Origin of the sequence: Thermoactinomyces vulgaris (assembly GCF_005886755.1) — a bacterium.
Taxonomy (GTDB): Bacteria; Bacillota; Bacilli; order Thermoactinomycetales; family Thermoactinomycetaceae; genus Thermoactinomyces; species Thermoactinomyces vulgaris.
In genome coordinates this window covers 1784981-1798508 of record NZ_CP039710.1, presented here as the reverse complement: position 1 = coordinate 1798508, position 13528 = coordinate 1784981, and the positions used below count along the sequence as shown (strand labels likewise).

Sequence of the window (13528 nt, the reverse complement as noted above, 5' to 3'; positions counted from 1 at the left end):
CGCAATTTCACGTTTATTTGTTGTAAAAAGAGGTATATAAATGGTTGGGAAGGTGAACGGGATGAATGTACCAGCACAAAGAAAATCAACAGGGTTTGGATGCAGGGACACTGGATCGATGGTTGGATCGCAAGGCGGAAAGTCGTTTCAGGCGCAAGTGGCAATCCGTTTCCCGGGGGATCTTTGGCGGTGGCGATTTGCTGAAGAGTCAAATTGGATAAACCAATCAGGTTTTGAGGACGGAAGAGCCCTTTCCAATCGGAAAGGACTGTTTTTTTTTGACCGGGGTTTGCCGGTTAATTCTTTTGAAATGCGGATACATTAAGATTAACTGACTGCCAAAAGGAGGAATTGCCGGTTGGAAGAAAAAATGGAGCAAAGAAACCGATTGAGAAAAAAGTTAAAGATGAAGCTGAAAAAAGACGACATTACCGTGGTGGATGCCAAGGAATCCAAGCGTGCGGTCATGGCCACTTCCGCCGGGAATGCGATGGAATGGTTTGACTTCGGGATTTATTCCTACCTGGCAGCCACCATCGGACAAGTATTCTTTCCGGAGGCAAGCGGGGTCATGCAATTGGTCTATTCGTTTGCCACATTTGCCATCGCTTTTCTCGTGCGGCCCGTCGGCGGGATCTTTTTCGGGATACTGGGAGACCGGTTCGGAAGAAAAAATATTTTGTCGGCCACTTTGATTATCATGGCTGTTTCGACATTGAGCATCGGTTTGATTCCTGGCTATGCATCCATCGGATCCACCGCAACGATTTTGTTGCTGTTGGCGCGTTTGGCCCAAGGTTTTTCCACCGGCGGAGAATATGCCAGCGCCATGACGTATATCGCCGAGTCCACGCCGGATAAAAAAAGAGGGTTTATGTCCAGCGGTTTGGAAGTGGGAACCCTCGTCGGATATATTGCCGGGGCCGGATTGGTCACGGCGCTGACTTATCTTTTGGGGGAAGAGACCATGTTGGCGTGGGGATGGAGAATTCCGTTTTTTGTTGCCGCGCCGATCGGACTGATTGGATTTTATCTTCGGAACAAGTTGGATGAAGCGCCGGTTTACGAGGCGATGGAAAGTGACAAACCGGAGGAAGAAAATGATGAACATGCATCTGTCAAAGAGATTCTCCGGCTTCATTGGCGCCCGATTCTCATTGGGTTGTTTGTGGTGTTCTCCTATAATGTCATCAATTATACGGTTTTATCCTACATGCCGTCGCATTTGACCGCCGTGCTTGGATACGGGGAAGCCGAAGGGCTGCTGTTGATTGTGGTTGTGATGCTGATCATGATTCCGATTGTATTGTTGATGGGATATGCCAGTGACCGGATCGGAGCCAAAAAAATCGTACAAGGCGGTCTGGTCGGGTTGATTCTCTTGTCCGTTCCGGCATTTTTGTTAATCGGAAGCGGCAATGCCATCCTTGTATTTGCAGGATTGATGCTGTTGGCGGTCTTTTCTTCCACATTTCAGGGAACCATGCCGTCGGTCTTGCCTTCTTTGTTTTTTACCAATGTACGCAACGGGGCATTGGCCATCACTTATAACATTTCGACCTCCTTGTTCGGAGGGACGACACCGCTTGTTGTTTCCTGGCTCATCAGTCAGACCAATAACCGAATGGTTCCGGCGTATTACCTTATTTTCGCCTCGGTGGTGGGAATTCTGGTGGTCACTTGGTTTGTGAAGGAAACATCCGGAAAAGCGCTCCGGGGATCGTTGCCGGTTGTGGAAGAACATCACGAAATCAAGGAAATTCTGGAAAATCCTGAAGAAGCATTATGGTGGCAGGAAGAAGCCCGTCAAATCCATGAAAAGAAAGAAGAACTGACCGAACAACCATAACGTTTTCCTTGAATTCATCTTGTTCATTTTCCCGTTTGGAAAAAGTTCCTTTCAGGGTGGTTTCCTTGAAAGGAACTTTTTTTATTATCGAGTATGGTTACACTGTTATTGAAAAGAAAATCATGTTCACGTATACTCAAAGCACATAGGCAACGAGTAAAGTGAGGATGGAAAGAGTGAGCGGATTGTTTCGTATAAAAAAAATATTGAATAACAATGTGGTCATTGCCGTTCACCCGGTCTTTGGAGAAACAGTTTTAATCGGGAAAGGCTTGGGATTCCATAAAAGAGCCGGCGCCGTGATCGATGAAAAAACAGTGGAGAAATGTTTTGTCTTATATGATCCGAAGGAACAAGAACAATACAAGCAATTGCTGAACCAAGTGGATGATCGGTTGGTGGAAGTGATGAATGAAGTGGTTCAGCATATTCAGGACCGGTTTCAATCCCCTTTGAATGAGCATATTCATGTCGCTTTAATGGACCACATTGCTTTTGCGATCAAGAGAACCGAGCAGGGACTTTCTTTTCACAACCCTTTTCTGATCGAAACGCGAACGTTATATCAAAAAGAATATCAGGTTGCCGAAGAGATTGTCCGGTGGATCAACCGGCGGCTGGATGTGCATCTGCCGGAAGAAGAAATCGGTTTCATTGCCCTTCACATTCACAGCGCTTTGACGAGGCGGCATTTGGCGGAACTTCAGAAATATTCCAAATTAATCTTAAAATTGATTCGATTTGTTGAAAATACGCTGGGTCAAAAACTGGACAAGCAAAGTTTATCCTATATGCGCTTGGTCACACACTTGCGTTATGCCATTGAACGGACGGAAAAAGGGGAAAGCATTTCCGAACCCGAAGGGATGAATGAAATGTTGCGAACTCAGTATCCTTTGTGTTACACTATGGCTTGGAAACTAGCCAAAGTGATGGAAAAGGAACTGAATAAACCGGTGTATCCTGCAGAGATCAGTTATTTGACCTTGCATCTGCAACAACTTTGGTCTGATAAAAAGTAAATCTTCCTGTTTTTGTTCTTTTACCACGTGTTACTGATTCGATCAGGCATGAGTGGAAAAAGCCGAGAGGGCGGTTTGCACCTTGTGCAAGCGCTTTCCGTCTGCTTTTTTTGCTCATGCCTTTTTGCGTGGAAAGGGCAAAATAGGAGAATCAGAGGAGGTAATTTGCATGTTTAAAAATTTGTTTGGCGTCCTGCAACGAATCGGAAAAGCATTGATGCTGCCCGTTGCGATTTTGCCGGCTGCCGGATTGCTTTTGGCATTCGGGAATAAGCTGGACATCAGCATTTTGGAAAGTGCAGGAGACATCATTTTTCAAAACCTTGCATTGATTTTTGCCATCGGTGTGGCGATCGGTTTGTCCGGCGGGGAAGGGACAGCCGGGTTGGCTGCCGTCGTCGGGTATTTGGTGATGAACACCACCCTGGGGGAAATGGCAAAGTTAAATCAAGTGGAAACCGTCAGTGTGCTGGGGATCCCCACTTTGCAGATGGGTGTGTTTGGAGGAATTATCATCGGGGGGGTTGCCGCCTATTTGTATAACCGTTTTCACGATATCGAACTGCCTTCGTTCCTCGGCTTTTTCGGAGGAAAACGTTTTGTTCCGATTGTAACGGCTGTTTCGGCGTTTTTGCTTGGACTGATCTTCTTCTTTGTATGGCCGCCGATTCAGGAGCAAATTGACAACCTGTCCAGAATCGTGACAACCCAAAATACGGCGGTTGCGGCTTTCATCTTCGGTTTGATCGAGCGTTCTCTCATTCCGTTTGGACTGCACCATATTTTCTATTCGCCGTTCTGGTTTGAGTTTGGACAATTTGTCACCGATTCCGGCGAAGTGATCAAAGGGGATTTGAACCGTTTCATGGCCGGAGACCCGACGGCCGGAACGTTCATGTCCGGGAAATTCCCGTTCATGATTTTCGGTTTGCCGGCAGCTGCGTTGGCAATTTACCACACGGCCCGCAAAGAAAAGAAAAAATTGGTCGGCGGGATCATGTTATCGGCCGGTTTGACTTCATTTTTGACCGGGATTACCGAACCGATTGAGTTTTCGTTCTTGTTTGTGGCTCCGGTTCTTTATGCCATCCACTGTGTGTTTGCAGGTTTGTCCTTCATGATGATGGATATTTTGGGTGTCAAAGCCGGAATGACCTTCTCCGGCGGTGTGATCGATTTGATCATGTTCTGGGAACAGGATACCAAACCGTGGTTAATCATTCCGGTCGGGCTGGTCTTTGCGGTGATCTATTACTTTGGATTCCGCTTTGCCATCCAGTTCTGGAATCTGAAAACACCGGGCCGGGAAGATGATACGGAAAGTGCGGATGCAACGGATGCGGCACCGACCGGGGAACTTGCGGCCAATGTCTTGGAAGCGTTGGGCGGAAAAGAAAACATCGCTAACCTGGATGCATGCATCACCCGACTCCGGATTTCGGTCCATGATGCCGGTCAGGTGGACAAAGATCGCCTCAAAAAACTGGGAGCTTCCGGTGTTTTGGAGATGGGAAACCACTTCCAGATCATCTTCGGGCCGAAGTCGGATAACATCAAAGAACAAATGAAGCGCATCATGATGGGGAAAAAACCGCAAGAAGCGAAGAAAGACAAAGAAACAGACACCAAGAAAGAAGAAGCGGCACCGGTTCAGAACGACCAAGAGGAGACGTTGGTTTCTCCCATGACCGGGAAACTTCTGCCGATAGAAAAAGTTCCGGATGAAGTGTTCTCGCAAAAAATGATGGGAGACGGATTTGCCGTCGATCCGGCTGAAGGAGTGGTTGTTTCCCCCGTTGACGGTGAAATTATCAATCTTTTCCCGACCAAGCACGCCATCGGCATCCGGACTCCGAACGGCCGTGAAGTGCTGATTCATATCGGAATTGATACCGTGAAGTTGGAAGGAAAAGGGTTTGAAAGCTTTGTTCAGGAAGGCGATTCCGTCAAAGCTGGTCAAAAATTGCTGGAGTTTGATCTCGATTTTGTGAAGGAAAATGCGCCATCGCTTATTTCTCCAATCGTATTTACCAACCTGGAAGAAGGAAAAACCGTTCACATCGAAAAAGAAAATGTAAACCGGGGGGACAAAGAGATCATCTCCTTCAAGGGTTAAGGAAAGGCAAAGCGCTGCATGCACAGGAATGCGGCGCTTTGTTTATTGTCGCTTGTTTTTTGCACAGGACGAATATGAAATAATGGATCTTGGAATATCTTGAATGGGAGGGGTTTGGATGAAAGTGTTGGTCACGGGCGGCACCGGTTTTGTGGGGAGGAATCTAGTGCATTATTTATGTGAACAAGGTTATGATGTAACCGTCCTGCATCGGGAAACATCCCGTTTGCGTGATCTCCCGGAAAAGATTTCGCTTCGCACCGGGGACTTGACCCGTCCGGATACGATTGCCGGTTGTTGTGAAGGGATGGATTGGGTTTTTCATGTTGCGGGGGAAGTGGCGTGGGGAAAAGCCGGGAAAAAGCACATGTTCAAGATTAATGTCAACGGGACACAACATATTGTGGAAGAAGCACTGAAAAGCGGTGTGAAAAAGTTTATCCACACCAGTTCGGCGGCTGCGGTGGGGCTGCCTTTCAATGAAATTGCCGATGAATCCTACCTGTTTAACGGGGACCGCCTGAAGGTCGGGTATTCCATGGCGAAAAGAGCAGGCGAAGAGGTCGTGCTTCAGTATGTCAAAAAAGGGCTCTGTGCGACAATTGTCAATCCCACGGTTATCCTTGGCAGAAGGAATTATGCTTCGAATTTTGTCCGTTCCGTGTTGCAAGGGCGTTTGTTTGTCGCACCGGAAGGCGGCATGAATGTTTGTGATGTGGATGATGTGGCAAAAGGCCATCTTTTGGCAGCATTGCACGGCAAAAAGGGAGAGAGGTATCTTTTGGGAGGAACCAATCTTCCCCTGCGGGAGCTTTTTCAGAGGATCGCCGGCCTCGCAGGAAGCAACCGGACGATTTATACGGTTCCGGCCCCGTTGGTGAAGGGAATTTCGTGGCTGGGTGAAGGTTTTTCCTGGCTGATTGGAAAGGAGCCGCCTTTTGCTTGGGATTTGGCCAAACTGACCGGGAGAAACATTTATTATTCCTCCCAAAAAGCGGTTCAAGAGCTGGGCTATCGCATGACACCGCTGGATGAAACGCTGCAAAAGGTGTTGGAATGGGAGAAGCGGCACCGGTCGCATGCAGATTTCGCATAAGTGTTGTATCATGAAAAGTAAACGGATTTGATGACAAAGGTGTGATGGAAATGACAACATGGCGATTTTTACCTTATCAAGCGTATTCCGCCGCGGAAAATATGGCGATTGATCAAGCGGTCATGGAGCTTGTCTCCGAGAAGAAGGTTCCACCGACTTTGCGTTTTTACGGTTGGCGGGTTCCGACCTTGTCGATCGGCTACTTCCAAAAAGCCAAAAAAGAAGTCAACCTGTCTTACATAAAGGAAAAAAATCTGGGCTTTGTCCGGCGGATGACCGGGGGACGGGCAGTTCTCCATGACAAGGAGTTGACCTACAGCGTGATCGTGCCGGAAGAGGATCCGATCATGCCCAAAACCGTCAGCGAGTCCTACCGGGTCATCAGCCAGGGGCTGTTGGAAGGATTTAAAGCGCTGGGATTGGATGCTTATCTGTCCGATCCGCAAAAGACCAAAAAAGAACACATGTCGGCAGCTTGTTTTGATTCCCCCTCGGATTATGAATTGGTGATCGACGGAAAAAAAGTGGCGGGAAGTGCACAAACCCGGCAACACGGAGTGGTTCTTCAGCATGGTTCGATTTTGATGGACTTCGATGAAGATCTGTTGTTTACCTTGTTGGTATTTCCTTCCGAACGGGTCCGGCAAAGGCTGAAAGAGCAATTTTTGCAAAAAGCGGTGGCCATCAACCGGATTTTGTCTTATCCGGTTTCTTTGGATGAAGTCATCCAGGCTTTTTACGAAGGATTCCAAAAAGGAATCGGCGTCGAATTGCAACCGGGAGAATTGACACCGGAAGAAAAAGAACGGGTCCAAGCCCGTATCCGGGAACGCTATGATTCCGATGATTGGAACCTCCGCAGATAAGAGAGGATGTACGTTTTCGGCTTTCCAACAGAAACGGTTGGAAAGCTTTTTTGTGCGAATATGAAATTTTCATGAAATTTATGTTGCTATTTCTTCTTATTTCGATATATGAATTGATTTATTTTTTTGGACAGAGTATCATCATAATCGTAAGTTTTTTTCTGAATTTTCCTTTGAGATTAATTGGGACAGGCGATATCATCCTGCTTGATTTTTCGAGTTCTTATGATAGCATATAGATTGCTGATTATAATTGCTCTAATTCATTTTTTGATCATAATAAAACTTATATAAGTTAGGGGAAAATGCTGTTGAAACAGGGAAGTCGATTAAATCGTCGTTATTACGAGAGATTTCAAGTAGAAGACGTGATTAATTTCTTTTCCGGACAACTTCTACAAGCAAAATCCCCAGATGGTGCTCAGGTATTCCTGCAATCCATCAAAATCACCCGTCGACCTTTACCGTCCGGTTATCGCGAATCCTTTCGCCGTTTGCAGCATCCTAACTTGGCACCAATTCTGGATGTCATGGAAGAAAAGGACCAAATCATTTTGGTTCATCCGCCGTTTTCTGGGGATCCTTTGCCCTTGATCGTGAATAAAGAGCGGGCGATGGAGCCGGAAGTTGCCGTTCGTGTGGTGAACCGGTGCTTTAAAACGTTGCTTGATTTGTCCCGTTTGCCACTTCCGTTAAGCGCAACGCTGGATCCGAAAAACATTTTGCTCAACGGGCAAAAACCGCTGTTATTGTTCTACTACATGAAAGATCCGGAAAAGCCAAGATATGATGAGAAATGGCGTGAATTGTTATTCTATTTGTTGACCGGCCAGTCACCGATTGGGGGACATAAGTCCGCTGAAAAGATATTAAACGAAAAGAAAATTCCGCAGAAAATTGCGAAATTAGCTTTGTTTGCCTTGAACCGGCAACGTAATTTTGAAGAAGTTGCCGAAAGCATCGAGAATTATCTTCAGCATCATGCGGATGAGGCCGGATTGTCCCGCGCAAGAAAAGAAAAGAATAACCGGAAGAAAGTTTATGCTACCGTGACGGTGGCTGCGGCGGCTTTGGTTCTGGTATCCTTGGCGGTGGCCCAATGGCAGCCGAAGGAAAGCTATTCATCCGACAATCCTTTGGCCGGTTTGTTTGCGACAAGCGGGGAGAAAGCAAATCAGGCAAAAGGGGAAAATCAGGTGATCCAGTTCACGAAAGAAAAGGATCAGTATACCATGTCCGAAAGCATCCAGGGCAACTCCGTTTTAAAAGGGGATTTCATCCTGAAAGAAACCAACACGTTCCTGGGGTATCTGGAAGCGGAAGACAAGTCTTCCATTTACGGTCTGTATATTGATGAAAAAGGGGAAATCGGTCTGTTCCATCAGGTTGGCGGAGATAAAGTCACGACGATTGCAAATTCCGGCAATCAATATCGTATTTCACCCAACAAGAAATATCATTTCGAGATCTATTATCTCTCCGGAAATCCTGTACATATCTCGCTTCAGGAAGAAGGGAAAAAAGAGAAATGGATCGCGGTCGGAATCACTCCGATGCGTGGGGAAATGAAGCTCAAATTCCGTGGCGATGAAGGGGCCCGGCTGAATGCGCCGAAAGTGGATGGCATCAGCGATAAATCATCCGCATTGCGTAACTGGTTGAACCATCAGCCTTGGATCATTGATTTCGGTCAGGCCATTTTGTCGGTGGATGAGCAAAACCGCAATTACCTGGATGTGTTCCCGAAATCCCAGGTCCGGTTGGATGCGGGTGCAGCTTCCGGCTTTTTGATCCAGCCTCCGCCAAATGATTCGTTTGCCATGGATATTCAGTCTGTGGGGGATGAGCGGTTCCGGTTGGTGTGGTCGGATAAAAAAGATCAGGTGGAGCTTTTTGATGTTAACGGGAATATGAAAAAAGTGGCCGAACAGCGGTTGGACAATTATGATGGCAAAACTCCCCTTGAGGTGGCCGTCACAACGACGCTGAATATTTTGAACATCCAGTTGACTCATGGTTCGAATGTCACCGAGCTCAACCATACGGCGGAAAATCCTGTATTGATCAAAGATGTCACGCTCCGGAATACCGGGTTTAAAATCATTGAGGCGAAAAAATAAAAATGATCCAGAAACAGCCAAGGAAGACCCATAAAATCCGGTCTTCCTTGGCTGTTTCTGGAGAAAGTGTGATTTTTCATCTTTTTTGTCATTTGCGGAGCCTCATGAGAAACCGGGCAGGGAAAGCGGGCATTCAAGCTTCGGTTTTTGACGGGATCAGCCGCTTAAAAGCTTCTTGCAATTGTCGGGTAAGCGGACCGGGGCGCCCGTCGCCGATGGTTTTTCCGTCCACTTCCACCACCGGGCAGATTTCCATGGTGGTACTGGTGATAAAGATTTCATCGGCATCAAAAAGGGATTCTTTGCCAAATTTCTTTTCGCTGACAGGAATTTGCAATTGATCCGCTAATTGTAAAGTGATCTTTCGGGTGATTCCGTGTAAAATGAAATGGTCGGCCGGATGTGTGAGGAGCATGCCGTCTTTTACCATAAAGAGATTGGTGGAGCTTCCTTCCGTGACGATGCCGTCCCGGATAAAGATGGCTTCCTTGCAGTGCTTGTCATAAGCTTCTTGCTTGGCCAATACGGCTCCGAGCAGGTTTAAGCTTTTGACGTCACACCAAAGCCAGCGGATGTCTTCCGCCGTGATGGCACGGATTCCTTCCGTTTGTTCTTTGACGGGGCGTTCGGCCGGTTGGGTGTATGCGATGAGAAGAGGGGCGCTGTTTTTCGGGAAAGCGTGGTTTCTCGGAGCGGTTCCCCGGCTTACTTGTAAATAAAGATTTCCTTGTGTAAAATCGTTTTGTTTGATTAATTGATTTAACCGATCCTCCAGCTCATCCAGGGAATAAGGGAGATTTAATCTTATTTTTTTGGCACTTTTCCCCAGTCTTTCTAAATGTTCGTTCAAATAAAAAGGTTTTCCATCATACACCCGGATCACTTCATAAATTCCATCGCCGAATTGATAGGCACGGTCCTCAATGTCAATACGGACATCTTCGCGTTTTTTGAATTGATCATTGTACAAGATCATCATGAGGTTTCATCCTTTCGCGTGTTATATGTATAGTTTGCAAGACAGAAAAAAAAAGAACAAGATATTTCACTATTTTTTTATTTGATGTCTTTTGATTTTCAATATATAGTAGTATTATACTGTTTTTGATACTACATATAGTAGAAAGAAGAGAGGGAAACAATGAAGATCACAAGGTACTTCACCAAAAAAGGCCAAAACCCATATGACACGATTGAATATACAAAACGGGACAGCCGCATCACCAATCCGGACGGAACGGTTGTTTATGAGATGAAGGGTGCCGAAGTTCCGAAGGATTGGTCGCAGGTTGCCACCGATATTTTGGTTTCCAAATACTTCCGCAAAGCGGGAGTTCCCCAAACGGATGAAGAGGGAAATGAAATCCTCGATGAAAATGGAAACAAAGTTCTCGGACCGGAAAGAAGCGTCAAACAAGTTGTGCACCGTTTGGCCGGATGCTGGCGGAAATGGGGGGAAGATCACGGATACTTCGATACGAAGGAAGATGCCCAGGCCTTTTATGATGAATTGGTGTACATGCTGTTGCACCAAATGGCCGCGCCAAACTCCCCCCAATGGTTTAACACGGGTTTAAGTTATGCTTATGGCATTACCGGAAAACCGCAAGGCCATTATTATGTGGATCCCAAAACGGAAGAATTGAAGAAATCGAAAAGTGCATATGAACGTCCACAACCGCATGCCTGCTTTATTCTTTCGGTGGAAGACGATCTGGTCAATGAAAATGGAATCATGGATTTGTGGGTGCGGGAAGCACGGTTGTTTAAATATGGAAGCGGTACGGGGAGCAACTTCTCCAATATCCGCGGGAAAGGGGAAACCTTGTCAGGCGGAGGCACTTCATCCGGACTGCTTTCTTTCCTTAAAATCGGGGACCGCGCAGCCGGGGCGATCAAATCGGGAGGCACCACCCGGCGGGCGGCGAAAATGGTGTGCCTGGATATTGATCACCCGGATATTGAAGAGTTTATCAATTGGAAATTGGTCGAGGAGAAAAAAGCCAGAGCATTGATTCAAGCCGGATATGATTCCTCATTCAACGGAGAAGCTTATGAAACCATTTCCGGGCAAAATTCCAACAACTCGGTCCGGGTTCCCCATTCGTTCTTCATGAAACTGAAAAACAATGAAGACTGGGAGCTGACGTACCGGACGACCGGTGAAGTGTGCAAAAAAATCCCGGCCCGTTCCTTGTGGGAACAAATCGGAAAAGCCGCTTGGGAATGTGCGGATCCGGGAATCCAATATGACACCACCATCAATGAGTGGCATACCACTCCCGCCGGAATGGACGGAAAACTCGGGGCAAGGCACAACCGGATTAATGCTTCCAATCCTTGTTCCGAATACATGTTTTTGGATAATACCGCTTGTAACCTGGCTTCGTTGAACTTGGTGAAATTTTTTGATGCCGAAACCGGCAAGTTCGATATTCCCGCTTTCCGTCATGCTTGCCGTTTGTGGACCATTGTTCTGGAAATCTCTGTGTTGATGGCACAATATCCGTCCAAAGAAATCGCCAAGCTTTCTTATTTGTATCGCACCTTGGGGCTTGGATATGCCAACATCGGAACGTTGCTGATGATTTCCGGCATTCCCTATGATTCCAAAGAAGCCTTGGCGATTACGGGAGCAATCACTGCCATCATGACCGGGGTGGCTTATTCCACATCGGCGGAAATGGCCAAAGAGTTGGGGACATTCAAAGCATTCCCGCAAAACCGGGAGCATATGCTCAGGGTGATTCGCAACCATCGCCGTGCGGCATACAATGCACCGGAAGAGGAATATGAAAACCTGGAAGTCAAGCCGATGGGCATTGATGAAAAAGTTTGCCCGGAATATCTGTTGAAAGCGGCCCGGGTTGCTTGGGACGAAGCCCTTGCCATGGGAGAAAAATACGGTTATCGCAATGCGCAAACAACCCTCTTGGCTCCGACCGGAACCATCGGTCTGTTGATGGATTGCGACACAACGGGAATTGAACCGGATTTTGCGTTGGTGAAATTTAAAAAGCTGGCCGGCGGCGGATACTTTAAAATTGCCAACCATTCCATCCGCCCGGCCTTGAAAAAGCTGGGTTACAGCAAAGAACAAATCGACGACATTCTCACTTATGTAACGGGCACGTTATCGCTTGACAATGCGCCTCACATCAACCGTGAAACTTTGAAACAAAAAGGGTTTACCGATGAAGATCTGAACCGGGTGGAAGAAATCCTGCCGACGGTGTTTGAGCTTTCATTTGCTTTCAACCGTTATACATTGACGGATGATTGCTTAAAACGTTTGGGCTTTTCACCCGAGCAGTATGAAAAACCGGATTTTGACGTTTTAAGGTCGTTGGGCTTCACCAAGAAACAGATCGATGAAGCCAATGATGTGATTTGCGGCATGATGACGATTGAAGGAGCGCCACATCTGCGTGAAGAGCATTACCCGGTTTTTGACACGGCCAACCCATGCGGAAAACATGGCACCCGCTTTATCCACTACATGGGACATCTGCGGATGATGGCCGCGGCACAGCCTTTCTTGAGCGGAGCCATTTCAAAAACCATTAACATGCCGAACAGTGCCACCGTTGAGGACATCCTCCATGCTTATGAAGAAGGATGGAAACTGGGCTTGAAGGCCGTGGCCTTGTACCGGGACGGATCCAAAAGCTCCCAGCCGCTCAATACCAAAGGGGACGATCAAAACGATGAGGAAGCCGCGGAAGAAGAGGCGCTGTCTGCCGGCCATGAGTCAAGACAAGCGGTTTCCCAAGACCGTGTGTCCGGTGTCCGTCGCCAGTTGCCGCGGAAACGGGACGGATTCACTCAAGAGGCAAGAATCAACGGGCAGAAGATCTATGTGCGCACCGGGGAATATGAAGACGGCTCGCTGGGAGAAATCTTTATTGATATGCACAAAGCGGGAAGCACGATGCGGGGCATGCTGGATGCATTTGCCGTTGCCGTTTCTCTCGGCTTGCAATACGGGGTGCCGCTTGAAAAATATGTCAATTCGTTGACGTTTACCCGGTTTGAACCGGCCGGAATGGTGGACCATCCCAATATCAAAATGGCCACTTCGGTGATTGATTACGTCTTCCGTTTATTGGGCATGGAATATCTGGGAAAAACGGATTTTGTTCAAGTCCCGCCGAAGAAAGAAGAATTGCGCTGTTACCTGAACAAGGAGAAGAAAGAAACGGCCGCTGATGCAGCGGAAGCGGAAGCGAAGGAAGTGAAGGAAGCGAAGGCAGATGAGGAACGGAAAGAATCATCCCAACTGTCGGCCGCGTCCGTGGAAAACAGCAATCTCGATGCCATCCGTGCCAGCAGTGGAGCCCCCTTGTGCATTGAATGTGGCGGAATGACCAAACGGAACGGATCCTGTTATGTTTGCCTGGATTGCGGTGCCACCACCGGTTGCTCCTGATCACCAAAAAAACACCTCCCGATGCGGGAG

At 47.4% G+C, this 13528-nt stretch carries 9 protein-coding genes; 8 read left to right on the top strand and 1 reads right to left on the bottom strand.

Features of this window, described 5'->3' with window-relative positions; all coding sequences use genetic code 11:
• The first annotated feature begins 65 nt into the window (after positions 1 to 65).
• From FA954_RS13700 to FA954_RS09140, 7 genes are all read left to right on the top strand, one after another.
• The gene (locus FA954_RS13700; protein WP_156097710.1) at positions 66 to 221 is read left to right on the top strand and encodes a hypothetical protein; all 156 of its coding nucleotides are present in this window, start codon (positions 66 to 68) and stop codon (positions 219 to 221) included.
• Positions 222 to 370: 149 nt separating this feature from the next.
• Complete coding sequence (locus FA954_RS09165) at positions 371 to 1849, top strand: MFS transporter (protein WP_138615211.1); 1479 nt, start codon at positions 371 to 373, stop codon at positions 1847 to 1849.
• Positions 1850 to 2025: 176 nt separating this feature from the next.
• Positions 2026 to 2871: a glucose PTS transporter transcription antiterminator GlcT gene (glcT, locus tag FA954_RS09160; protein WP_131470941.1), complete on the top strand. Its 846-nt coding sequence runs from the start codon at positions 2026 to 2028 to the stop codon at positions 2869 to 2871.
• A 169-nt stretch (positions 2872 to 3040) separates the two neighbouring features.
• Entirely contained in the window at positions 3041 to 4987 is a 1947-nt protein-coding gene (ptsG, locus tag FA954_RS09155; protein ID WP_138615031.1) for a glucose-specific PTS transporter subunit IIBC, read from the top strand.
• Positions 4988 to 5105: 118 nt separating this feature from the next.
• Positions 5106 to 6083: an NAD-dependent epimerase/dehydratase family protein gene (locus tag FA954_RS09150; RefSeq protein ID WP_037993915.1), complete on the top strand. Its 978-nt coding sequence runs from the start codon at positions 5106 to 5108 to the stop codon at positions 6081 to 6083.
• A 50-nt stretch (positions 6084 to 6133) separates the two neighbouring features.
• Positions 6134 to 6949 carry a lipoate--protein ligase family protein gene (locus FA954_RS09145; protein WP_138615030.1) on the top strand — a complete coding sequence of 272 codons (816 nt, stop codon included), beginning with the start codon at positions 6134 to 6136 and terminating at the stop codon, positions 6947 to 6949.
• Positions 6950 to 7458: 509 nt separating this feature from the next.
• Positions 7459 to 9069: a hypothetical protein gene (locus FA954_RS09140; RefSeq protein ID WP_131470940.1), complete on the top strand. Its 1611-nt coding sequence runs from the start codon at positions 7459 to 7461 to the stop codon at positions 9067 to 9069.
• A 133-nt stretch (positions 9070 to 9202) separates the two neighbouring features.
• On the opposite strand, the gene dat is transcribed toward FA954_RS09140, so the two are convergent.
• Positions 9203 to 10048 (bottom strand): D-amino-acid transaminase, encoded by an 846-nt coding sequence (dat, locus tag FA954_RS09135; RefSeq protein WP_037993905.1) that lies wholly within the window; start codon positions 10046 to 10048, stop codon positions 9203 to 9205.
• A 162-nt stretch (positions 10049 to 10210) separates the two neighbouring features.
• On the opposite strand from dat, the gene FA954_RS09130 reads away from it, so the two are divergent.
• Positions 10211 to 13498, top strand: a complete 3288-nt coding sequence (locus tag FA954_RS09130) for a vitamin B12-dependent ribonucleotide reductase (protein ID WP_049719928.1) — start codon at positions 10211 to 10213, stop codon at positions 13496 to 13498.
• Positions 13499 to 13528 lie beyond the last annotated feature (30 nt).